The organism is Micromonospora sp. DT31 (genome assembly GCF_049841795.1).
Taxonomy (GTDB): Bacteria; Actinomycetota; Actinomycetes; order Mycobacteriales; family Micromonosporaceae; genus Micromonospora.
In genome coordinates this window covers 316,888-339,506 of sequence record NZ_JBNCKZ010000007.1, presented here as the reverse complement: position 1 = coordinate 339,506, position 22,619 = coordinate 316,888, and the positions used below count along the sequence as shown (strand labels likewise).

Here is a 22,619-nt window from a genome sequence, read left to right as displayed (position 1 = left end):
CCCGGAAGCTAAGCCCTCCAGCGCCGATGGTACTGCACCCGGGAGGGTGTGGGAGAGTAGGACACCGCCGGACAAACGTCAGTTCAGGGCCACCCCTATCGGGGTGGCCCTGAACCATTTTCCGGCCCCGGCACGGAGCCAGCACCACCGGCCCACCGGAATCACCTCTACCGGCTGCCGTCTTCTCGTACCGTCGAGCCGGGGCCGTCGGCCGTCGGCCCGAAAACGTGACGTGGCGTACGTCGAGCCCGTGGTCGAGGCGGGCGGTACGGGGTACAGGAGTGGTCATGGAGATCGGAATCATCGGGTCGGGGCACATCGGCGGCACCCTCACCCGTCGTCTGCGTTCACTCGGTCACGACGTCGCGGTGGCCAACTCCCGCGGGCCGCAGAGCCTGACCGACCTTGCCAGCTCCACCGGCGCCCGGGCGGCGACGGTCGAGGAGGCCGTGCAGGGCGCCCAGCTGGTGGTGGTGGCCATCCCGCTGAAGGCGGTGCCGGAACTGCCCGCGGCCCTCTTCGAGGGCAAGGTGGTGGTCGACGCCAACAACTACTACCCCCAGCGCGACGGCGACATCCCCGAACTGCTCGACCTCAGCCTCACGTCCAGCCGGTGGACCGCCGACCGACTCAAGGGCGCCCGGCTGGTGAAGGCCTTCAACAACATCCAGGCCACGCACCTCATGGACGAGGGCAAGCCGGAGGGCACCGCGGGCCGGATCGCGCTGCCGGTCGCCGGTGACGACGCGGACGCCAAGGGCATCGTGATGGGGCTGGTGAACGACCTGGGCTTCGACCCGGTCGACGCGGGCACCCTGGACGAGAGCTGGCGGCAGCAGCCGGACACCGCGGTCTACGGCACCGACCTGGACGCCGATGGTGTGCGGGAGGGCTTGGCCGCAGCGCGGCCCTGACCACCCGGGACAGCGCAATGCCCCACCCGGAACAGCACGATGCCCCGCCGGCGCGGTCAGCCGGCGGGGCATCGTCGTGCCCGGGGTCAGGTGCCGGGCTCCGGGGCGCAGATGAAGCGGGGCTCGGCGTCGTAGCGCCAGCTGAACTTCTCCCGCTTGATCACCTTGCCGTCCTTCTTGATGACCCGGTACGCGTCCTGCGCGAAACCGATGGCGCCGACCGCGGAGATGCAGTTCGGCCCTGGCTCCAGATAGACGGTCTTCGGCTGGGTGATGTTGCGTCGGGGGCCGTACTCGGTCTTCACGCTGTCGTAGATCTTGGTGCTCCAGATCGACACGGTGATCGTGCTGGACGTGTACGACGTGTCGATGAGGACGCCGTGCGGGGTGTTGTTGCGGAACTTGAAGTCGAGGTGCGGCCAGTAGATGGTCGACTCGATCACGGCCGGATAGCGGCTGAAGTAGAACGAGTGCGGCTTGTGCTCGACATCCTCCAGCCCGGCGTAGTAGCTGGCGTTGAAGAGGGTGGTGGTGAACTGGGAGACCCCGCCACCGACCCCCGGGACCAGCTTGCCGTTCACGATCGTCGGCGCGTCCTTGTAGCCCTGGTCGTATCCGCGTTCGCCGGTGTGCCCGTTGAGCGAGAAGGTCTGCCCCGGCTTCACCAGTGCGCCGTCCACGGCCTTGGCCGCCTGGACGATGTTCTGGCTGCGGGGGGAGGAGAGCCCGCCGGTGAACCGGGTGGTGAACGTCGACACCCGCTCCTTGATGCCCAGCTTCGCCAGTTCGGCCTCGGTCAGCTCCGGGGCGGCGGGCTTGAGCTCGGCGGTCACCGTCCGGCCGGTCGACTTGGGCAGCACCGCGAGCAGGGCCGGGCCGAGCGCGGCGGCGTCCACCTGGCGGCCGGCCTTGCTTGGCAGCACCTTCGGCTTGCCGCCGCTGATGGTCAGTCCGGCGTCGCGCGGCTCGACCTCCAGCTTCGCAAGTCGGCCGCCGAGCGCGGTGCGCAGCCGCTTCATGTCGACCTTCGGGGTCAGCGTGCCGGCGTCGTCGACGGCGAAGCGCAGCGACCCGGCGATGGCCGCCGGCGGAATGGTGATCGAACCGCCGTCGGTGGTGAGCGTCACCGGCGCGGCCACGGCCGGGCGGGCCACTTCGGCGATGAGGCGGTCCACATCCTCCCGGCTGGTCGCCGGCCACTTCTCGACGAGCGGCACGGTGACCGGCCGGGCGGCCAGCCAACCGGATTTGACCGCGTCGGTGGCGGCGGCCGTGTCGACGGTCAGCGCCGGCTTGGGGTAGACGGGCTTCGGGGTGGTGCCGGTCCAGATGATCGCCGGCATGGTCATCTCCCGCCCCTGGGAGCCCATCGCCTTGCGCAACGCGGCTGCCAGCCGGGCCGGGTCGACGGTGACGACCGGTTCGACGGTCCGGGAACCGACGAGCCGGCTCACCGCGTGCGCGTCGGCCCGTGCGGCGGCCGCCACGGTGGCTTCCACGTCGATGGCGAGCCCCACGTCGGACGGGTTCAGCTCGGCCTTCTTCTCACCCACGGTGACGGGAAGCGGGGCGTTGAGCGTGTCGCCCCGGCGGGCCAGCTCGGCGCGGAGCGCCTCGGCCGCCTCCGCGCGGCTCCGGCCGCCCACCTCGGCGCCGAGGACGGTGGTGCCGCGGGGCACGTCACCGGCGTACGCGTAGGCGCCCAGGCCGATTCCGGCGGCGAGCACCGCCGCGGTGACCGCACCGGCCAGCAGCAGCCGCGCCGGCCGGACCCGGCGCGGCGGCCGGCCCGTCGCGTCGCCTCCTGGGGGTGTGGCGACCGGCTCCATCTCGACGCCCGGCCAGCTCACCGCGGCCACCTTGATGGTGGGTCGGTCGTCGGCCGCCGGCATCTTCTCGCCGTACATCGTCACTCAACCTCGATCGGGAAATACCACACGGGGACCGCTTCCCCCGGGGGAGACACCTACGGTAACCAACGCTCGAGCCCACCGGGAGTCTCCGGCCGGCCGGTCGTGTCCGGTGGCCGGTGGTGTCGCACCGATCAACCGTTTCCGGGCCGCATCGGGTGTGGATCGTCATCGGGTGCGGTGCGACGTGCGGTCGGAGAGCCAGCCGGACGTCCGCGGGCCGGCAGGAACATCAGCAGCGTCGTGATCACGGCCGTGGCCAGGGACGCGACGACGAGGCCGCCGACGGTACGCGGGCGCACGATCGCGGCGACCGTCAGCAGCCCGGCGGTACCGCACCACAGCGGCGCCGCCGCCCACCTGACGCCCGCCGCGAGCCGGTCGTTGAGCAGCACGAACGTCACCGCGTAGAGCGCGCCGACCGCCGCGAACAGCGGTGCGTACCGGCCGAGAGCGGTGTAGTCGGGCCCGCCGACGAGGCGGAAGGCCAAGCCTCCGGCGACAGCCGACGCGCCCACCAGGACCACACCGCATCCACCGGTCACCGCGAGCGCCACCGTCCGGCTGCGGCGGTCGCCGCGGGCCAGACGGGGCAGGGCCAGGACGGCGGCGACCTGCGGCGCCCAGAGCGCCCCCTTCGTCAGGACCGTCCCGACCGAGTACGCCCCGGAACCCGCCGGTGGCAGGAGTTGCCGGGCCAGGAGCAGGTCGGCGTAGGAGACGACCAGCATCGCCAGGGTCGCGCCACATCCGGCGGTCACCTGCGAGACGGTCAGGCGTGGGGCGGCCGACGGACGCCGGGGCGAGCCGGTGAGCCAGGCCAGCGCCGGGGGCGCCAGTGCGGCGGTCAGCGCCCCGACTCCGAGCGCCCCGGTCAGGCCCGCGCCGAGCAGCAGTCCCACGATCACCCCGCCGTAGCGGGCGGCGGCGAGCAACGCCATCGCGGTGGCCAGCCGCACGAAGCGCTGGCCGCCCTGCAGTTCGCCGAGCGAGCGGGAGGAGAGCACCACGGACGCGGTGGTGACGGCCAGCAGCGCGGGCACCACGGCCGGCAGGTCCAGCGCGGCCACCAGCAACGGGGTGGCCGCCACCAGCGCCCCCGCGCACAGGGCGGCGGTCACCACGGTGAGCCGCCGCGTGTCGGACGGGCCGTGCCGGGCGTGGTGCACGGCGACGGCCAGTTGCAGACCGAGCCCCGGCACCCCGGCGATGGCCACCAGGCCGAGAGCGGTGGCGAGCGCGCCGAGGTCGTCCGCGTCGAGCCGCCGGGCAGCCAGCACCGGAACCAGGTAGGCCAGGGCGTTGACCAGGACGCCGGCCAGCGTCACGGCGACGCCCGCCGCGCCCAGGCCGGTGCTCCGGCCGCCCGCCGGAGCACCGGGCGCGGGGCCGGGTCGGCGCGCGCTCACGTGATCTCGGAGATGCGGGACGCCGGGCCCTCGGCCGGTCCTTGCGCGGTGTCCGGTTTCGGCTGCCCGTCCGGTCTCGGCTGCCCGTCCGGCTCCGGTGCCCGGGGAGCCGGGACAGCGGTGGCCGGGACGGGGCGGATCCGGCGTACCGGCCGTCGGCGGGCGGTGGTGGAGAGCCAGAGGGCACCGAGCGCGGCGACGGCCACGAGTTGCGGCAACACCGCGGTGTGGCGCTCGGTCGACTCGATGTAGACCCATCCGGCAAGCACGACGAGGGCGCCGGGCAGCCACGTCTCGGCGGCCCGGACGATCCTCCTGGCCCGCCGCGGATCCGTGGTCCAGGGCAGGCGACGCGGGCCCGGAACGGCGAGCATGAAGCCCACCGCGACCAGCAGACCGCCGATGAGGCCGCTCCACAGCACCAGCGCGGCGGCGCCGACGGCCAGCAGCGGCAGAGAGCGGGTGAGCCGGCGGCGGACCGCCGGTGCGGGGGCGACCGGGCGCTCCCCGGCCGGCCGGCGGTCCGGGAGCACCGCGAGCAGGACCACCACCGCCAGCAGGACGCCACCGAGGAGCAGACCCACCCGGTACGGCGTGTCCGGCGTGAACCGCAGCACCACGTCCCCGGAGACACCGGCGGGCAGGATCCAGCCCTGCTGCCAGCCGTCCACCACCAGCGGGGTGAGCGTCCGCCCGCCGGCGGTCGCCTGCCACCCGGTGTTGGTGTTCTCCCGCACCGCGAGCACCCGGTCGACCGGATGCCCGGCCACCCGTACCCGCCGTTCGGTGGCCGACCACGAACTCACCTCGATGTCGCTGGCGGTGACCGGCGCGGCGGGCGTGGCGGTCTGCGGCACCAGGGCCACCCGGGTGGCGGCGGCGAGCGTGCTCGCGGTGGTGACGAGCCGGTGCTCACCGGCGGCCAGCTCGAGCCGGCGGAGGACTTCCCGTCCGCAGGGGGTGGCCGGCATCTCGCGCAGTTCCAGCAGGTCGCGCAGCGTGCCGGTGAGCGTGGTGGTGACCCGGGACGAGCCGATCCGCAGCGTCGGCCCCGATCCGCAGGCCAGCTTCAGCGGGGTGTCCGGGCGGGGCGCGACCGTGTTCCCGCCGGGCAGCACGGTCACCTCGCCGACCGCGACGGGCAGCGGCTCCGGCAGCCGCAGACCGTACGGGTCGACGCTGGTGGCGGACGGCTTGTCGAGGAACTGGATGGTGATCTCGTCGGTCCGCATGGGCGGGTCCAGGGTGAGCAGACCGTCGTCGCTGAGCAGGTTGCTGCGGAAGCCGTCGTCGCCGACCACCCGCACGCTGCCGAGTCGGGTGGCCGCGGTTCCCTTGTCCACGGTGAAGCGGAGCCCGCTGATGGTCTGCGGTTCGAGCCAGGTCAGGCGCAGGATCGGCGCCTCGTCGTCGGGCGCCGGTGACCAGGTGGTGGCGGGATTGCCGTCGAGCACCGCGCCCGGTCGACCGACCGGGTCGGGCACGGCCGTCGAGGACGAGGTGACCTGCGGGGCGAGGCGCAACGGCTGGGCGTTGGCGACCAGCTTGTCGAGGGCGGCGTCCAGTGCCGGGCCGGGGGTGGGCCGTGCCCACAGCTTCGCCCCGTAGCCGCCGGCGGTCGGCAGGGTCAGGGTGCGGTCGATGGTGGCCCCGTCCTCCGAGCCGCGTGCGGCGTCGGTGGAGCAGCGGGGCCGCCCGTCGACGGAGAAGCAGGCCGGTGTGCTCGGGGCCGCCGACACGACGACGCTCGCCGGCCGGTCGGTGGCGGGTGCGACCGGCAGTTGGAGGGTGCGGCCGGTCCGCACGCCGGGGATCTTGATCTCGGCGATACCGACGGTCCGGTCGCCGAACGGCCGCAGGTCGAAGGCGCCGTCGACGGAGATCTCGACCTGGCGGGTGGCGTGCACGCCGGGCAGCTCGAAGACCATGTGGTCGCCGAACCCCTCGACGGTGCGGCTCTCGTATCCGGCGCTGACGGTGACGGTCGTCGGCAGGGCGTCCGCCTTCAGGTCGAACCACACCTCCACCCGGGTGACCCGGGTCGGGTTGGCCAGGCCCACCTCGATCCACTGCCTGTCGCTGGGGGAGTGCGGCGCCGACCGCCACGAGGTGGCCGAGTTGCCGTCCATCGCCGCGTACGGCTGGTGCTCGGGGCGGGCGCCGCCGGTCGCGTCGACCTGAGAGGCCGCCGTCGAGGCGCGGATCGCGCTGATGCCGTCGAAGCGAGCCACGGTCGACCACTGCGCCCCCCACTCCGGGAGGTAGTCGTGGGCGGGCGCTGACACCTCGAACGTGTCGCCGGCGGTGAGGGTCTGCGAGGAGTTGTCGCGCAGCCGGCCGAACGAGACGTCCCGCCGGCGCAGGCCGTCGGTCAACGCGACCTGGCCGGTGACGTCGCCGGTCGCGTCGCCGGCCAGGACCGTGGGCGCGGCACCCAGCTGGCCGGACGCGGCCAGGTCGAGCAGCGACTCGGGCCCACCGACCACGGTGGTCACGTCGTCGCGGTCGTAGGCGACCACCGGTTGGACGTCGCGGCCCACCTGGTAGACCTCCAACGCCCGGCCGGGCACGTCCAGCCCCTGGTCGCGGAACTCGTCGGCGGAGTCGGAGCCGCCGCGTACCGGGCCGAAGGAGGCCACCCGGGTCAGGCCGGGTGAGCGTTCCAGCGCCTGACGGACGACCGCGGGGCGGGCCGTGTCGGAGCGGCCGTGGTCGAGGTCGGCGCGGAACAGGACGTGGCTGATCCCGGAGCGGGCGAGCAGGTCGGCGAGGCCGGCCGAGCCGGCGCCGGTGGCCAGCGTCGACTCGATCGCGTCGAGCAGTCGGATCGTGGTCGGCGGGGTGAACGGGATGGCGTTGCGGACCGCCCACCGGCTGTCGAGCAGCGGCTGGGTGATCTCGTCGGTGGTGCTGCCCCAGTCGTAGGCGGGGAAACGCGCGCCGGGGACGACGAGCACGCGTCCGCGGCCGGTGTTCGCGTCGAGCCAGTCGGTGGCCTCGTGCCAGTAGCCGGGCACATCCTTGACCGCGCCCGGCGTGGTGAGTCCGCCGGCGAGCGCCGGCGAGGCGACCCCGGCGACCGCGAGCATGGCCGTGCCGGCGGTGAGCCAGGCCCGCGCCACGGTCCGGGTACGGTGCCGTTCGGGCGCGGTCCGGGCGGCGCGTACGGCGAGGCTGACCAGGTGCGCCAGGCCGAGCGCCAGCGGAAGGCGGAGCAGGACGTCGAACTTGTGCACGTTGCGCAGCGGGGCGCCGACGCCGTCGAGGAACTGCTGCTGCGGGCCGGCGAGGATGTTCGGCAGGTCGCCGGTGTGTCCGAGCCCGACGAGCGCGACACCGAGCAGCAGGCCGGTGATGAGGAACCTGCGGTGCGGCATCCCGCGCCGGGACAGGCCGAGCACCCCGAGCGCGGCGACGACCAGGGTGGCGACCACCAGCAGGGTCTCGTTGGCCAGCCGCGCGCCGGCCGGGATCGTCGCGCCGAACGGGGAGGCCAGGTAGGCGACCCAGTAGGAGGCGCCGCGCAGGGTGGTCACCCCGTCGGTGACGCTTGTGGTGTTGCGGGCGGTTTCGATGTAGTCGAGGAACGGCGGGCTGTACCTCCCGAGGATCAGCAGCGGGATCAGCCACCATGCGGTGGCCAGGGCGACCGCGCCGCACCAGGCCGCCATCGCGGTGACGCGCCGGCGCAGGGGCGTGAGCGTGGCGAGCCAGAGCAGGGCGAGCGGCACCACCGCGGCCACGGCGGTGGCGTTCACCCCACCGGCGCAGGCGACGGCGACCGCCGATCCGGCGACCGCGCGGCGCAGCCGGGCGCCCCGGGCGAGGCCGACGAGCGGGATGAGCACCCACGGGGCGACCGCGCTGGGCCAGGACTCCACCGAGGACCAGCCGAGCTGGGTGAGGATGCGGGGGGACAACGCGAAAGCGACGCCGGCGATCATGCGGCCGGCGGGGCTGCCGATGCCGAGGCGGCCGGCCAGCCGCACCACGCCCAGGTACGCGACGCAGAACAGCAGGGCCCACCACAGGCGCTGCACGACCCACGGCGCGATGCCGAGTTCCGAACCGATCAGGAAGAACGGTCCCATCGGCCAGAGATATCCGTACGCCTGGTTCTGGAGCTGCCCGAATGTGCCGGTGGGGTCCCACAGGTGCAGCGAGCGGAGCAACCAGCCGGCGGGGTTGACGTTCAGGTCGACCTTGGTGTCGGGCACGATCTGGCCGGGCGCCTGCTGGAAGGCGAGCGCGGTGAGCGCGAGACAGATCGCCAGGTGCCGGAAGCGGCGAGCCGTCCGCCGGGTGCGGTCGACGTGACGAGCGGGGCTTTCCGCCCGCTCTGCCGGCATTGTCGTTCCGGCTGCACGCATTTTCGGCTCCTGTCTCCGCCGGCCGTACGCGCACCTGCACATGACGCGTGTCGCGCGACGGTATCCGGACCGGCGGCGGGTCGGCGACCTGGGGCCACTGCGAGGTCATCGGGAGAACGGCCGTCCCCACGGCGGGTAAGCGTGTGGCAGGCTGCCGGGCATGTCAATGCCACAAGCTGCGGCCGAGGCGCCTCCGGCGGCCGACGGTCGGGCGGACGACGGGCCGGGGCCGGTCGGCCGCTGGGTGCGCGCCGACCGGGTCCGCGCGGTAGCGGTCGCCCTCATCGTCGTGTCCGTCGCCGTACGGGCGGCGCTCGCCACCCGTGGTTGGTTCTCCCAGGACGAGTTCGTCATCGCCGCGCAGGTTCTCGACACCAAGCCGGACGTCGACTACCTGCTGGGCACGTTCAACAACCACCTCATGCCGGGTGGCCTGCTGGTGGCGTGGGCGATGGTCCGGGCGGCGGCGTTCACCGGGTGGCCGTGGGTGCTGTTGCTGGCGGTCGGGCAGGCGGCGGTCGGTGTCGCCCTCTACCGGTTGCTGCGTGACCTGCTGCGGCCCGGATGGGGCCTGCTCGTCCCACTGAGCCTGTTCCTGTTCAGCCCGTTGACGCTTGAGGTGTCCTCGTTGTGGCTGGTCGGCCTGCTGGTGCTGCCGCCCCAACTGGCGTTGGTCCTGGCGGTGGCGGCCCAGGTGCGGTACGTGCGTACCGGCCGGCGCCGGCATCTGGCCGTGGTGGCGTTCTGGGTGGTGTTCGGTCTGCTCTTCGACACCAAGGCCCTGCTGATCGTGCCGCTGCTGTTCCTGCTGACCGCGTTCCTGTTCACGAAGGGCCGTGCCTGGCGCAGCCTGGTGACGACCGTCCGCCGGTACTGGCCGGCGTGGCTGACGCTGACCGTGCTGTCCGGGGCGTACCTGGCGTACTACCTGACCCGACCCGCGCGGGAGTTGGACAATCCCACCTCGGTCGGGCAGGTTCTCACCTTCCTCGGTGACCTGGTGGGCGACACGGTGGTGCCGGGCCTGCTCGGCGGGCCGTGGCGCTGGATCTACGCGGGCGACGGGCCGCCGCTGGCCGACCCGTACGACATCGCCAAGTGGCTGTCCTGGGCGGTGCTCGCGGCGCTCATCGTGGTCACCGTGCGTCGCCGTCGATCCGCCGGCCGCGCCTGGCTGCTGCTCGGCTGCTACCTCGGGCTGGTCGCCGCGCTCTTCGCGGTGACCCGGCTCGGCGGGCCGCTCGGCCCGCTGGTGGGGATCGTGCCCCGGTACGTCGCCGACGTGGTGCTGGTCGCCGCGATCTGCGTCGGGGTGGCGCTGCTCGGCACCAGGGACGACGAGGACGCCGCCTCGGCGTGGCCGGTGCCGCCGACCCTGCGGGAGCCGGGCGCGTTCGCGGTGGGCCTCGTGTCGATGGTCGTCCTGCTGGCCACCATCGGGGTGGGCACGCTGTGGAGCACCGCGCGGTTCGGGGACAACTGGAGCACCAAGCACGGTCGGGACTACCTCGCCACGACGCAGGCCGAGCTGGCCGCCGCGCCGCCGGGCACCGTCTTCTTCGACGTCGCCGTCCCGGACCGGGTCGTCGCCGGGTATTTCTGGCCGGACAACCTCCAGTCGCACTTCTTCCGCCCGGCGCAGCGCCGTCCCACGTTCGTGACGATGAGCGAGGAACCGTCGACGTTCGACGAGGACGGCCGGATCCGCCAGGTCGCGGTCGAGGGACGCAAGGTCGCGCCCGGCCCGGTGCCGGACTGCGGGCACCTTGCCCAGGGCGGCCGGACCACCCGGATCCCCATGGACGGCTACCTGGACGAGTGGCCGTACGCGGTGCACTTCGGCTACCTCGCCTCGGGCGACGGGAAGGCCACCTTCCGGCTCGGCGAGGCCACCCGCGAACTCACCCTGCGACGCGGCTTGAACGAGGTGTTCTTCCTGATGGAGGGCGCCGGCTCCGCCGTCGAGCTGACCGTGGAGACGCCGGGCGTGGGGTTGTGCACCAACCTGGTCACCATCGGCCGGGTGGTGCCGGCGCCGTAGATGGCCGAACGATCCCCCGGCGTGGACGCCCCACCGACCCGGCGGTGGCGGGAGACGCTGCCGCTGTACGTCGTGGCGGCGGCCGTCACCGTGTTGATCCTGGCCCCGCTCGCGGCGCCGGGCTACGCGTTGCGCTACGACATGGTTTTCGTGCCGCACCAGCCGTTGAGCTGGGATCTCGTCGCCCCGGCGGAGAGCCTGCCCCGGGCGGTGCCGATGGACGCGCTGGTCTCGCTGGTCACCCAACTGGTGCCGGGCTGGCTGGTGCAGCGGGTGGCGTTGGGCGGGGCGGTCCTGGCCGCCGCCGTCGGCGCGGGCCGCCTGGTGCCGACCGGGCGGCACGGGGTGCGGTTGGTCGCCGCCGTCGGGTACGCCTGGACGCCGTACCTCGCCGAGCGGCTGCTGATCGGGCAGTGGGGGTTGCTGCTGGCGTACGCCGCGTTGCCGTGGCTGGTGCGGGCGGTGCTGGACCTTCGGGCGGGCCGCGACGGTGCGTTGGCCCGGGTGCTGCTGGCCGCCGCGCCCGCCGCGATCACCCCGACCGGCGGGCTGATCGCCCTGGGCACGGTGCTGGTGCTGGCCCCGGGATGGGGCCGGCGTCGCCCGGTCGTGTCCGCGGTGGCGGGTGTGGCGCTGCTCAACGCCCCGTGGGTCGCGGCCGCGCTGGTAACCGGCGCCGGGGGGTCGTCCGATCCGGCGGGCGTGGCGTCGTTCGCGGCGCGTGCGGAGAACTGGGCCGGCCCGCTGGTGGCGTTGGCGGGCACCGGTGGCATCTGGAACGCCCAGGCCACCCCGTCCAGTCGTGCGGGCGCGCTGGTGCCGCTGGCGACGCTGCTGCTCGTGGTCCTCGCCGCGGTCGGCGGTGGTCTGCTGCGGCGGCGTCTGCCGGCGGGTACGGCGGTGCGGCTGGGTGTGCTCGCCGCCGGCGCCTACCTCCTGTCCGCCCTCGCGCTGCTGCCGGGCGGGCGTGGCCTGCTGGGCTGGGCGGTGGTGCACGTGCCCGGGGCGGGGCTGCTCCGCGACGGGCAGAAGTTCCTGGCCCCGTACGCGTTGCTGCTGGTGGTGTGCGCGGCGTTGGGGGCGGAGCGGCTGGTGTCCCGGATCGACCGGGAGGTGGCGGGTGTGGTCCTGGCCGGTGTACTGCTCCTGCCGGTGGCGGTGCTGCCGGATCTGGCGTTCGGCGGTGTCGGGCGGATTCGTCCGGTGAGCTATCCGGCGGACTGGCAGGCGGTCGCCGACCGGTTGCGCGACGACCCGGGTGAGGTTCTCTCCCTGCCGTTGACCGCCTACCGGACCTACCCGTGGAATCCGGCCGGGGCCGTGCTCGATCCGGCGCCCCGCTACCTGCCGGGCACGGTGCTCACCGACGACACGCTTGTGGTCGGTGGCGTCGCGGTGGCCGGCGAGAACCCCCGGCTGCGCGAGGTGCGTCGGGTCCTGGCCGACGGGCTGCCCGCCTCGGCCACCGGTGTGCGCTGGGTGCTGGTGCAGCACCGGTTGCCCACCGCGGTGGATCCGGCTGCCCTGGCCGGGCTGGACCTGCGTTACGAGGGGTCGTCCCTGAGTCTGTACCGGAACCCGGCGGCCATCGCGGCACCCCGGGACGCCGGATCGGGGCGGTGGGTCGTCGTGTCGGCGTCGGGCGCTGCCGTTCTTGTGTTCATGGCTGCCGGCTTTTCGACCCTTCGCCGGCGAGCTACTGCGTGGTAACGTCCGCTCGCACGCTTCACCACTGGAGGATGGCATGCGCAGAGCGTTGACCCTTGTCGTGTCCGGCCTGGTGGCGGCGTTGCTGGGGGTCCTGGCCCTCGGCGGGATCTCGGCCGCCGCCTCGGCCACGGCAGAAGAGGCCGCGGCCGAGGCGCGTAAGGCCTCGGAGGCGGCCAAGCGGGACGGTAAGCCGGACCCGTACGCCCCCGAGGTCTACGGCACCAGGTAGGAAGGTTCGCCCCGCCGCTGCACCCGGCGGGGCGAATCCGCCGTCTCCAGCAGCGAGGCGAAGTTCTTCCCGGCCACCTGCCAGGTGAAGCTGCCCGCGTGCCGCCGCGCCTGCGCGCCCATCTCCTGCCGCAGTTCGTGGTCGTGCAGCAGCGTGCGAACGTTTTTCAGATAGTCGTCGAGGTCGTCGGCCAGCAGTCCGGTACGTCCGTCGACGACGGCTTCGGCGACGCCACCGGCCTCCCGGAACGCCACCGTCGGCGTGCCCGCCGCGCCGGCTTCCACGATGGTCAGTCCCCAACCCTCCTTGAGCGAGGGGGTCAGGGCGACCCAGGCCGAGGCCAGCAGGGCGGCCTTCTCCTCCTCGGTCACGAAGCCCCGGAAGTCGACCCGGTCGGCGATGCCCAGCTCGGTCGCGACCTCGCGCAGGTGCGACTCCCACCAGCCCTGGCCGGCGACCACGAGCCGCAGTTGGGGCAGCTCGTCGGCGAGCGCCGCGACGGCCTGCAACGCCACCTCGACCCGCTTGTGCGGCACCAGGCGGTTCAGCGTCACCAGCAGCGGGAACGGCGCCCGTTCGGCGTCGGTGCGGGGCAGCTCCGGCGTGCCGTTGTGCACGACGGCGACCTGCTCCGGTGGCACCCCGAGGGTGGCCAGTTCGCGTCGGGTCGCCTCGGAGACGGTGACGTACCGGCAGCGCCGGTAGATGCGCACGGCGACCGACGACTCGATCCACCAGCCGAATCGCGCGGCCCACGGCGGCAGGACCACCGGCCACTGCTCGCGGTGCACGTGGTGGATCAGCTTGACCACCGGACGGCGGGCCCACAGCGGGGCGAGGAACGGCAGGCCGTTGCAGACGTCCACCAGGATGTCCGGCCGACCGCCCCGGCGTGCCGCGAGCGGGCCGACGCCCAGCGCACCGGCCAGGTAGCAGAGCGCCGCCCAGAGGTAGACGGTGTGCCGGCCGCCGCGTCGGACGATCCGGACGCCGGCCGGGTTGGTCTCCTCGGCGGGCGCGTCGCGGTGCGCGGCGCAGAACAGGGTGGCGTGGAATCCCTGGGTCACCAGTTCGGCGGCGATCCGTTCCACGTACACCTCGGAACCGCCGCCCTCCCGGTTACTGGTGTCTCGCCAGTTGAGGAACAGCACGTGTCCGGGCATGCCGAAGCGACGCTCCACGCGAACCCTACTCTCAAGTAATTTAGCGGTGCGCGTCACATTAAGGGCTGGGCCCGCGTCGGGCAATGTCTGGTCGGGTCGCTCCCACCGGTTCGGCGCCGGTGGCCGGTCGCTTCGTACGGACGCGCCGGCCACTACGCCGGTGCGGCCACCTCCGGTGCGGGCACCTCGGCCGCGGGTGTCGGGGAGGTCCGGTCGGGCCGGGTCGGGCGTCGGCGCTTCTGCGAGCCGAGCATCTGCAGCGGCCGTTCGACGCCGTAGTAGCTGACGGCCGCGTACACCAGGCCGAAGGCCATGGTCAGCGCGAAGGTGTTGAGGAAGCCGCCGGTGAACAGCGGCCGGTCGTCGAGCAGGTAGATGAGTTCGATGACCATCGGGTGCCACAGGAAGAGGCCGTAGGACACGTGCCCCAGCCATCGGGACGGGCCGCTGGAGAAGACCTCCTTGGCCCGCGAGGGCCCACCGAAGGCCACCGGGATCATGATCATTACTGCGATCAGCAGGTAGAGGGTCAGCTTGACCCCGAACTGGATCGCGGTCGGACCGGTCAGGTCCCGCGGGCCGGCGATGGGCGTCGTGGCGATCGCCATCAGGGCGACCGCGGTGGCCCAGCAGGCGATCGGCGCGGAAGCGAGGTCGTCGAGCACCCGGAACGCGGCGGGCGCGGTTCCGGTGCGCAGCGCCACGTGCGCCGCCGCCAGCGCCATGCCGCCGCCGAACCAGGCGCCGTACGAGGGGAACCACATGGTGTGCAGGGCGTTGTCGAGCACGCCGAGCCCCATCAGGAGCAGCCATCCGGCGGTGACCAGCACCCCGACCCCGGTGATCAGCACGGTGCGGACGGGACGCCACGTCCGGCCCACGGCGGCCACCGCGATCAACGGCAGGATCAGGTAGAACACGACCTCGGTGGCGAGACTCCAGGTCTGGCTGAGCCCTTGGCGCAACTGGCCGTAGCTGTAGATCTGGGTCAGCGTGAGGTGGCGGAACCAGTCGCCGGCGGACGGATTGTTACCGGGCAGGACCACGAAACAGACCACCACCGCCAGCCAGTAGGCGGGCAGGATCCGCAGGGCACGGCGCCAGAAGTAGCGCTGGGCGCGTGGTCGGGGGTGACCCGTCGCGACACCGAGCGCCCACGGACGGAACAGCAGGAAACCGGAGAGGACGAAGAAGATGGCCACGCCCACGTCGAGGCGCGCCAACCAGCCGCCCCAGGTGGTGTTCATGGTGACGGCGGTCTGGAAGCCCACGTGGTGACCGACGACCGCCACGGCGCCGATCGCACGCAACGCGTCGAGGGCGGGGAGACGACCGGCTGGCGAGGGCTTCGGGATTGTTGACGCGGCGGCTGTGGACATCTGGACATCCAGGGGGTCGCTTTGAAGTTGACTGGGGAGTAACCTCCCGCCATGTTAAGGATCGGGTGCCCCGGACGACAGGCCGTAGGGCGGCGGGTTACAGGAGGATGAGTGAAGCTTCGCTTGGGCGCCGCGCTGTTTGGGCTGGGTGTCTTGTTACTGGTCTTTGCGGCCGGTTTGCCGTTCTATGTGGCCCCAGCAGTGAAAAAGCTGCCATACGACCTTGAGCCGACGACGTCGGTCGCGGAGGCGAAAGGCGCGAAATTCCTGAAGATCACCGCCGACGGAAGTTCGGTGAGTATCGAAGTCCCGCAGGCTGATCTGGTGTCCAGCATCGAGGTCATCCCGCAGCCGGACGACACGAAGGACCGGTTGCCGAAGGAACTCGACGGCAACGCGATGATCTGGGACGTCTACCAGACGGTCAAGCGGGGTGACACCCAGGACGTCATCAGCCAGTACAGCACCGAGCTGGCGCTGTACCGGATCTCCGGCGCGGCGGCGCCGTGGGACGAGCAGTGGCTCAACGAGTCCGGCGCGGACCAGGTCCCGGTGGGCAACGTGCGCTACTCAGGCCAGGTCTACAAGTTCCCGTTCGACACCAGCAAGCGGGATTACGACGTGTTCGACCGCGACCTGAAGAAGCCGTTCTCGGCGCGGTACACCGGTACGGAGAAGATCAAGGGAATCGAGACGTACCGGTTCGAGCAGCGGATCCAGAACGAGGTGCTGAACACCCCGCAGGACAGCATCCAGACGCTGATCGGCAAGTTCGCCCCCGGCGCCACCAGCGGCCAGGTCGTCTACAGCAACACGCGGACGCTCTGGGTCGACCCCGTGACGGGCGCCTACGTGAAGGTCCGGGAGCAGCAGTACAAGGAGCTGCGTCCCGACACGGGCAGCCCGACGGTGCTGCTGGACGCGGACTTCGTCTACAACGAGGACACGATCAGCCGTAGCGTCGAGACGGTCAAGGAGAACCGCTTCAAGATCGGCATGGTCAGCCTGTGGGGTCCGATCATCGCCGGTGTGCTCGGCCTGATCGCCCTGGTGGCAGGGGTGTGGCTGGTGACCCGGCCCAACGGCAACAATGCCAGGCACCGGGCTGACCCGCCGGCGACCGACCCGACGTCGACCCGCGTGGACCAGGAGCCGGTGGGTGGCCCACTGGACGACGAGATCCCGCCGGCGTCGACGAACTGGCGGTCGGGCGACGCATCGGTGCCGGAGCGCCGCTGACCGGTACGCCGGAAGCACGACGAAGGGGTGGACCGCGCCGCGGTCCACCCCTTCGTCGTGGTGGTTTGCCATGACGGCACGCTACGTCGCATTTGTTACCCGAACGTAACTACCGCATCTCGGATAACTTTCCGTTGCGCTGACGAGCATCTATGTCACGTTTGCCGCTGTTTGTCCGCCCGCTCGGGCAGTCTGGCCAGGCCTTTCGTGACGCGGGGTCACCGTGCCGGCCGGGCTGATGTTGCCGGCCGGTAATTGGGGGGTTGTGAGCTGCGCCTCATCGGGTGCACGATCAGGCTCGATCGTTACCCGCCGGTAACACCGGACGGGATCGTCGCAGGTCGCCCGGCTCGGACCGGCCGCCGCGCACATCCGCTCAAGGAGGAACCCGTGCAGAATCGGTTCGAGGACCAGGGCCGCACCCGGTGGCGGCGCTTCGCCGCCATGATGGTGCCCGCCACGGCAGCCGCCGGGGCCATCCTGTTCGGCATGTCGAGCGGCGCCATCGCCTCCGACATCACCGTGTCCGGGCAGACGTTCAAAATCGGCGCCGACCGCCTCGAGGGTGACGGCTTCAAGCAGTACGGCGGCATCGTCCGCGAGAAGGGCGAGAACGGCAAGGCCGGCGCGACGCGCCCGATCGCCATGGCCGAGATCAGCAGCGCCGAGCTGTACCGCCTCTGCCAGTCCGTCCGCGCCGACCTGCCCGGCCTGCCGGTGGTGCTGACCATCAACGCCGGCGAGGGCAAGGAGCCCGCCCGCGCCAAGGACCTGGTGATCGCGATGGACTCGCTGGAGGGCAACGCGACCTTCACCAACATCAAGATCGGTCGGGACGCCAGCGACCTGAACCCGACGGCGCAGAAGGGCTCGTTCGGCCAGAACTCCGACCGCGTCACCATCCGCGACCTCAAGCAGGTGTCCCGGTACACCACGGCAGCCACCTTCAACCTGGTCGGCCTCCGACTCAAGGTCAACGTGGGTGACGACGCCAAGGGCAAGGAGTGCTTCTGAGGTGAACGCGGCCCGCGGTGACCATCACCGCGGGTCGCACCCCGTCCCCGTCCCCGCTCCGCCAGGAGGAGTACGTGAGCACCGTCAACCCGTCCCGCGCCCGGCCCGGCACCGCGGCCCAGGCATGGCGGACCTTCCGTCTCTGGCGGCGGAGCAGGCCGTTCTGGGGCGGCCTCCTCATCATCCTGGCCGGGGTGGAGATGTTCGCCTCCACCCACCTGACCCTCAACGGCCTGAGCTTCCACAGCGGCGCCACCGGCCTGCTCTCCCTGCTGATCCCGGCCATCCTGGCGACCTGCGGGGTACTGCTCTGGTTCAGCCCGGCGCAGCAGTTGTTCTACGCGATCGTCGCCGCGATCACCTCGGTCTACTCGCTGATCGGGCTCAATCTCGGCGGCTTCTTCCTCGGCCTGCTGCTCGGGATCACCGGTAGCGCCCTCGCCTTCGGCTGGGCGCCCACCCGGGCGGCGGGCCCGGCGGACGACGAGTCCGCAGCCGGCGACGTGGCAGCCACCGACACCGCGGACGCCACCGAGGACCCCGGCGCCGCCGCGCCGGCCGGCGAGCGGGTGACCGTGGACGAGCTGTTCACCGACCGGTCGGACGCCGGGCAGCCGACCACCGAGCAGCCGACTGTCGAAGGGCCGGGCGGGGAGCGGCCGGCCCCTCGACAGTCGGCACCCGGGCAGCGGGTGGAGGAACCGCAGGGAGTGGGCCGCTCCGTCGACCCGCGCGCCCTCGGCGTCGTGCTCGTGGTGCTCGGCCTGGCCACCGCCGGCCTGGCCGCCCAGCCCCGGGCCGTCCAGGCGGCCCCGAGCCGGCCCGCCGCGAACGCCTGCCCCACGCCGTCCCGACCGGCCACGCCGAAGCCGAGCGCTCCCGCCGCGACGCCCACGCCGAGCGCCAGCCCGACGCGGGACGGGAACATCATCACCGACATCCTGGACGGGATCGGCAACCTGTTCACCGGTGGCAAGAACAAGGAGACCGCAACGCCGTCGGCCACCCCCGCACCCGGTGCGTCGACGACGCCGACGGCCAAGCCGACCACCCGCCCCGGCTCACCGGACTGCCCGTCGCCGGGCAGGCCGGCCCCCAGGCCGACCAAGCCGGGCAAGGTGGAGCCGGGCAAGCCGCTGCCGCGTATCGCCGCCGACCCGAGCCTGCCCAGGGTGGCCCGGGCGCCGTCCAAACTCACCGGATCCAAGGTCACCATGACCGGGCTGCGGTTCGAGGGGATCACCGACCTGCAGACCGATTCCGGTGCCCTGAAGGTGTTGAAGTTCAGCATGAAGGAGGCCGTCACCGACGACTTCCTGCTGGAGGCGGACGGCCCGGCCGGGCGCACCCAGCGATACCGGACCGACCGCCTGACCGTACGCGACGACGTCGCCTTCTACTGCACCCGGTTCGTCGGCAGGCTCGCCGGCATCAAGATCACGTTGACGCCGGAACTGCCGTTCCCGGACGGCCTGCCCGTCACCGTGCCCATTCCGGTGACGTTCACCGACCCGGTCATCGACCTGGCGTACGTCACCAGCGACACCCTCACCGGCCGGCCCTCGCTGCGCCTGACGCTCGGCTGAAACGCGACGCGGGTCCTGCCCATCGGCGCCGGAACCCGCGTCGCTCAACGCCTCAGAGCCGCGCCAGCGCCCGGCGCAGCGGATCCAACCCCAGGGAGCCCAGGTCGAGCGCCTGCCGGTGGAACTCCTTCAGGTCGAAGTCTGGGCCCTTGCGAGCCTTCGCGTCGTCGCGGGCCTGCAACCAGATCCGCTCGCCGATCTTGTACGAGGGGGCCTGTCCGGGCCAGCCCAGATAGCGGTTCAGCTCGAAACGCAGGTTCTCGTCCGGCACCCGGCAGTGCGCCCGCATGAACTCCCAGCCCAGCTGCGGCGTCCACCGCTGACCCGGGTGGAAACCGAACGGGTTGTCCTTCGGGATCTCCAACTCCAGGTGCATCCCGATGTCGACGATCACCCGGGCCGCCCGCAGCGCCTGCCCGTCGAGCATGCCCAGGCGGTCCCCGGGGTCCGCGAGATAGCCCAGCTCGTCCATCAGCCGCTCCGAGTAGAGCGCCCACCCCTCGCCGTGCCCGGAAACCCAGCAGAGCAGCCGCTGCCACCGGTTGAGCAGGTCGGCCCGGACGGCGGTCTGGGCGACCTGGAGGTGATGGCCCGGCACGCCCTCGTGGTAGACGGTGGTCACCTCCCGCCAGGTGGAGAAGTCGGTGATGCCCTGCGGCACCGCCCACCACATCCGCCCCGGCCGGGAGAAGTCCTCGCTCGGACCGGTGTAGTAGATCGCGCCGTCACTCGTCGGCGCGAGGCAGCACTCGATCCGGCGCACCTGCTCGGGGATGTCGAAGTGGGTGCCGTCCAACTCGGTCACGGCCCGGTCGGCGAGCTCCTGCATCCAGTCGCGGAATGCCTCCTTGCCGCGTACCGTCCGCGCCGGGTCGGCGTCGAGCATGCGTACCGCGTCGTCGACCGAGGCGCCGGGCCCGGCGATGCGCGCGGAGACCGACCGCATCTCGGCCTCCAACCGGGCCAGTTCCGCGAAACCCCAGGCGTACGTCTCGTCCAGGTCGACCTTCGCACCGAGGAAGTACTGCGACGCCAGTTCGTAGCGCTCCCGCCCGGCGGCCTGCTTCTGTCGGCCCGTCGGCGCGAGTTCGGTGCGCAGGAACTGGCCGAACTCGGCGGTGGCCGCGGTCGCCGCGGCGGCACCCTTGCGCAGCTCGGCGCCGAGGGTGCCGTCCGCGTCGAGCCGCTCCGCCAGCCCGTGGAAGAAGTTGTCGCCCTCCGGGTCGACCCAGATGTCGCACTGCTTGGCGACCTCGACGAGCTGGACCTGGGAGCTGACCCGCCCGGCGGCCGCCGCCTCACGCAGCGTGCGCTTGTAGCCGTCCAACGCCGACGCGAAGCGGTTCAGGCGGGCGGCCACGTTGGCCTTGGCCTCCTCACCGTCGGTCGGCATCAGGTCGAAGGCCATCCGGATCTCGTGCAGCCCGCTCGTGATGACGTTCACCTCGCTGGCGGTCTCACCGGCCTCGTGGCGGGCCAGTTCCAGGCCGAGGCGCTCCTGCATCGCCTCCTTGGCGGTCCGCTCCGCCTCGGTCTGCGGCTCGGTCACGTCGAGTTGCCCCAGCGTGCGTCGGGTCAGCTCGGCGCGGGCCTGGTAGCCGTCGGGCGACAGGTCGTCGAGCTGGTCGTCGTAGCCGGCGATGCCGACGTAGGTGGCGCCCGTCGGGCTCAGCGGCGCCCACTCGGCCACGTACCGGTTGGCGAGGTCATCGATGTGTCCCACCAGGCGACCCTACGTGACACCGTCGGCCGTCCACTTCAGCAGGCGGTCCGCCGTCCAGGTGTTGACCACCCGCTTCGCCGGCACCCCGCACAGCGCCGCCCGCTCGCAGCCGAAACGCTGCCAGTCGAGCTGGCCGGGGGCGTGCGCGTCGGTGTCGATCGCGAACCGGCACCCGGCTTCCAGTGCGACGCGAATCAGCCGCTTCGGCGGGTCCTGCCGCTCCGGCCGAGAGTTGATCTCGACGGCCACGTCGTGCTCCGCGCAGGCGGCGAAGACCGCGTCCGCGTCGAAGTCACTCTCCTTGCGGGTCCGCGCGCGGTGCCCCCGGTCGCCTGGCCCGGTCACCCCGGCGGGCCGGGAGGAGACCATCCGGCCGGTGCAGTGACCAAGGATGTCCAGGTGCGGGTTGGCGATCGCGGCAAGCATCCGCCGAGTCATCTTCGCCCGTTCGTCGTTCAGCCCGCTGTGCACCGAGCCGACCACCACGTCCAGCCGGGCCAGCAGATCCTCGTCCTGGTCGAGCGAGCCGTCGGCGAGGATGTCCACCTCGATGCCGGTGAGGATGCGGAAACCCGCCGGCAGGGCCTCGTTGACGGCGGCGACGTGGTCGAGCTGCCGGCGCAGCCGCTCCGCGGTGAGGCCCCGGGCCACCGTCAGCCGCGGCGAGTGGTCGGTCAGCACCATGTACTCGTGGCCCAGCTCGACCGCGGCCAGCGCCATCTCCTCGATCGGCGAGCCGCCGTCGGACCAGTCGGAATGGGTATGGCAGTCGCCGCGCAGCGCGTCCCGCAACGTCGCCGCCGCCTCGTCCAGGTCGGTGCCCTCGGTGGCGAGCAACCGGCGCAGGTAGACCGGCTCCTCGCCGGCCAGCGACTCGGCCACGCAGCGGGCGGTGACATCACCGACGCCGGACAGCTCGGTCAGCGTGCCGGTGCGGGCCCGCTCCGCCACCTCGGCGGCGGGCAGCGCGCCGAGTGTCTTCGCCGCCGAGCGGAACGCCCGCACCCGGTAGGTGGCCTCGTTCGCCCGTTCCAACAGGAACGCGATCCGGCGCAGGTCGGCGATGGGATCCCGGGCACTCATGCCCTGGAACCTACGCGCTCGCGCCGCACGTCGCGTGCCGCGCGCCGGGTCAGCCGCCGGCGGCGGCCGACCCCGGAGACGTCGGGCAGCCGTGCGCGCGCTGCCACGCGCTGACCTCGGTGACCGGCGAACGGTTACCGCCCTTGCGCCACGAGGTCAGGTAGGGCGCCGGCCAGACCACACCCCGACGGATCCACCAGTCGTTCTTGCCCGTGCACTGCGGGGAGAGCCCGAAGTGCAGGTGGCACACATTGTTGGCGTTGCCGGTGCGGCCCACCTTGCCCAGTTGCTGGCCGGCGCGTACCCGCACACCCGCGTCGACACCGGCGGAGACGGCACTCAGGTGCGAGCCGTAGTAGCGCACCCCGTCGTCGCCGAGCAGCGAGACGGAGAGCCCGCCGTTGTTCGGACCGCGCGGGCCGCGCCTGTCGAACCGGTCCACCCGGCTCACCTCCAGCACCACGCCGTCGGTGACCGCCACCACCGGCTCGCCGCAGTCGGCGAACACGTCGGTGCCCGGGTAGCCGCCGTGCGTCGGGTGGTAGTCGACGTCGGTGGCCCGCACCGGGAACACCCGCCGCACCTTCGCGCCCGTCGACGCCGGGGCGGAGACCGCGCCCGGCGAGGTCGGGGCCGCGCCCGGCGTCGCCGGTGCGGCGGGCTGCGCGGCCGTCCCCCTCGGGCTCGGGTCCTGCCACGTGTCGACCGGTGCGGGGGGACGACCGCACCCGGCGGCCAGCGCCGCGACGAGCAGCAGGACCGGGTACGCCGGACGGGCGCGACGTCCGATCGATGGCGAGCGCATCCGGTCATCCTGGCAGACCACTACCGTAGGGACGAACGCCGAGA

At 72.6% G+C, this 22,619-nt stretch carries 15 protein-coding genes and 1 rRNA gene; 8 read left to right on the top strand and 8 right to left on the bottom strand.

What is annotated here, in order from left to right; genetic code table 11:
- Together rrf and ACLQ2X_RS15395 are read left to right on the top strand one after the other, a co-directional pair.
- Positions 1-73, top strand: a 5S ribosomal RNA gene (gene rrf, locus ACLQ2X_RS15400); the annotation flags it as partial.
- Between the two features lie 154 nt (positions 74-227).
- Positions 228-914 carry an NADPH-dependent F420 reductase gene (locus tag ACLQ2X_RS15395; RefSeq protein ID WP_425681679.1) on the top strand — a complete coding sequence of 229 codons (687 nt, stop codon included), beginning with the start codon at positions 228-230 and terminating at the stop codon, positions 912-914.
- A gap of 86 nt (positions 915-1,000) precedes the next feature.
- On the opposite strand, the gene ACLQ2X_RS15390 is transcribed toward ACLQ2X_RS15395, so the two are convergent.
- From ACLQ2X_RS15390 to ACLQ2X_RS15380, 3 genes are all read right to left on the bottom strand, one after another.
- Positions 1,001-2,821: a VanW family protein gene (locus ACLQ2X_RS15390; RefSeq protein WP_425681705.1), complete on the bottom strand. Its 1,821-nt coding sequence runs from the start codon at positions 2,819-2,821 to the stop codon at positions 1,001-1,003.
- Positions 2,822-2,958: 137 nt separating this feature from the next.
- Complete coding sequence (locus ACLQ2X_RS15385) at positions 2,959-4,233, bottom strand: polysaccharide biosynthesis protein (protein WP_425681678.1); 1,275 nt, start codon at positions 4,231-4,233, stop codon at positions 2,959-2,961.
- Positions 4,230-8,582, bottom strand: a complete 4,353-nt coding sequence (locus ACLQ2X_RS15380; protein ID WP_425681704.1) for an alpha-(1->3)-arabinofuranosyltransferase domain-containing protein — start codon at positions 8,580-8,582, stop codon at positions 4,230-4,232. The genes ACLQ2X_RS15385 and ACLQ2X_RS15380 overlap by 4 nt, the downstream gene beginning before the upstream one ends.
- 187 nt (positions 8,583-8,769) lie before the next feature.
- On the opposite strand from ACLQ2X_RS15380, the gene ACLQ2X_RS15375 reads away from it, so the two are divergent.
- From ACLQ2X_RS15375 to ACLQ2X_RS15365, 3 genes are read left to right on the top strand one after another with little or no spacing between them, the layout of a single operon-like run.
- Complete coding sequence (locus ACLQ2X_RS15375) at positions 8,770-10,644, top strand: hypothetical protein (RefSeq protein WP_425681703.1); 1,875 nt, start codon at positions 8,770-8,772, stop codon at positions 10,642-10,644.
- The gene (locus tag ACLQ2X_RS15370) at positions 10,645-12,354 is read left to right on the top strand and encodes a hypothetical protein (protein WP_425681677.1); all 1,710 of its coding nucleotides are present in this window, start codon (positions 10,645-10,647) and stop codon (positions 12,352-12,354) included.
- Positions 12,355-12,388: 34 nt separating this feature from the next.
- Positions 12,389-12,583 (top strand): hypothetical protein, encoded by a 195-nt coding sequence (locus tag ACLQ2X_RS15365; RefSeq protein WP_425681676.1) that lies wholly within the window; start codon positions 12,389-12,391, stop codon positions 12,581-12,583.
- Here ACLQ2X_RS15365 and ACLQ2X_RS15360 read toward each other — a convergent pair.
- Both ACLQ2X_RS15360 and ACLQ2X_RS15355 read right to left on the bottom strand, forming a co-directional pair.
- Positions 12,568-13,746, bottom strand: a complete 1,179-nt coding sequence (locus tag ACLQ2X_RS15360; protein ID WP_425681702.1) for a glycosyltransferase family 4 protein — start codon at positions 13,744-13,746, stop codon at positions 12,568-12,570. The two genes, ACLQ2X_RS15365 and ACLQ2X_RS15360, sit on opposite strands and share 16 nt — an antisense overlap.
- A gap of 152 nt (positions 13,747-13,898) precedes the next feature.
- Complete coding sequence (locus ACLQ2X_RS15355) at positions 13,899-15,125, bottom strand: acyltransferase family protein (protein WP_425681675.1); 1,227 nt, start codon at positions 15,123-15,125, stop codon at positions 13,899-13,901.
- A gap of 111 nt (positions 15,126-15,236) precedes the next feature.
- Here ACLQ2X_RS15355 and ACLQ2X_RS15350 point away from each other — a divergent pair, with 111 nt between their 5' ends.
- From ACLQ2X_RS15350 to ACLQ2X_RS15340, 3 genes are all read left to right on the top strand, one after another.
- Complete coding sequence (locus ACLQ2X_RS15350) at positions 15,237-16,364, top strand: DUF3068 domain-containing protein (protein ID WP_425681674.1); 1,128 nt, start codon at positions 15,237-15,239, stop codon at positions 16,362-16,364.
- Positions 16,365-16,754: 390 nt separating this feature from the next.
- Positions 16,755-17,378, top strand: coding sequence for a DUF6230 family protein (locus tag ACLQ2X_RS15345; protein WP_425681673.1), 624 nt, complete (start codon positions 16,755-16,757; stop codon positions 17,376-17,378).
- A gap of 74 nt (positions 17,379-17,452) precedes the next feature.
- On the top strand, positions 17,453-18,964 hold the full coding sequence (locus ACLQ2X_RS15340; RefSeq protein WP_425681672.1) for a DUF6114 domain-containing protein: 1,512 nt from the start codon (positions 17,453-17,455) through the stop codon (positions 18,962-18,964).
- A gap of 52 nt (positions 18,965-19,016) precedes the next feature.
- On the opposite strand, the gene ACLQ2X_RS15335 is transcribed toward ACLQ2X_RS15340, so the two are convergent.
- The 3 genes from ACLQ2X_RS15335 to ACLQ2X_RS15325 are packed head-to-tail and all read right to left on the bottom strand — an operon-like array spanning position 19,017 to position 22,575.
- Positions 19,017-20,687 (bottom strand): DUF885 domain-containing protein, encoded by a 1,671-nt coding sequence (locus tag ACLQ2X_RS15335; RefSeq protein ID WP_425681671.1) that lies wholly within the window; start codon positions 20,685-20,687, stop codon positions 19,017-19,019.
- A gap of 9 nt (positions 20,688-20,696) precedes the next feature.
- A complete protein-coding gene (locus ACLQ2X_RS15330) occupies positions 20,697-21,770 on the bottom strand; it encodes a PHP domain-containing protein (RefSeq protein ID WP_425681670.1) in 1,074 nt (357 codons plus the stop codon).
- Between the two features lie 49 nt (positions 21,771-21,819).
- Positions 21,820-22,575 carry a M23 family metallopeptidase gene (locus tag ACLQ2X_RS15325; protein WP_425681669.1) on the bottom strand — a complete coding sequence of 252 codons (756 nt, stop codon included), beginning with the start codon at positions 22,573-22,575 and terminating at the stop codon, positions 21,820-21,822.
- Positions 22,576-22,619: the final 44 nt, after the last annotated feature.

What these genes read in the sequence shown, in the direction of transcription:
- ACLQ2X_RS15360 (WP_425681702.1), bottom strand. Translation starts at nt 13,746, where the DNA reads ATGCCCGGACACGTGCTGTTCCTCAACTGGCGAGACACCAGTAACCGG.
- ACLQ2X_RS15365 (WP_425681676.1), top strand. Translation starts at nt 12,389, where the DNA reads ATGCGCAGAGCGTTGACCCTTGTCGTGTCCGGCCTGGTGGCGGCGTTG.
- ACLQ2X_RS15370 (WP_425681677.1), top strand. Translation starts at nt 10,645, where the DNA reads ATGGCCGAACGATCCCCCGGCGTGGACGCCCCACCGACCCGGCGGTGG.
- ACLQ2X_RS15355 (WP_425681675.1), bottom strand. Translation starts at nt 15,125, where the DNA reads ATGTCCACAGCCGCCGCGTCAACAATCCCGAAGCCCTCGCCAGCCGGT.
- ACLQ2X_RS15375 (WP_425681703.1), top strand. Translation starts at nt 8,770, where the DNA reads ATGCCACAAGCTGCGGCCGAGGCGCCTCCGGCGGCCGACGGTCGGGCG.
- ACLQ2X_RS15325 (WP_425681669.1), bottom strand. Translation starts at nt 22,575, where the DNA reads ATGCGCTCGCCATCGATCGGACGTCGCGCCCGTCCGGCGTACCCGGTC.
- ACLQ2X_RS15380 (WP_425681704.1), bottom strand. Translation starts at nt 8,582, where the DNA reads ATGCCGGCAGAGCGGGCGGAAAGCCCCGCTCGTCACGTCGACCGCACC.
- ACLQ2X_RS15390 (WP_425681705.1), bottom strand. Translation starts at nt 2,821, where the DNA reads ATGTACGGCGAGAAGATGCCGGCGGCCGACGACCGACCCACCATCAAG.
- ACLQ2X_RS15330 (WP_425681670.1), bottom strand. Translation starts at nt 21,770, where the DNA reads ATGAGTGCCCGGGATCCCATCGCCGACCTGCGCCGGATCGCGTTCCTG.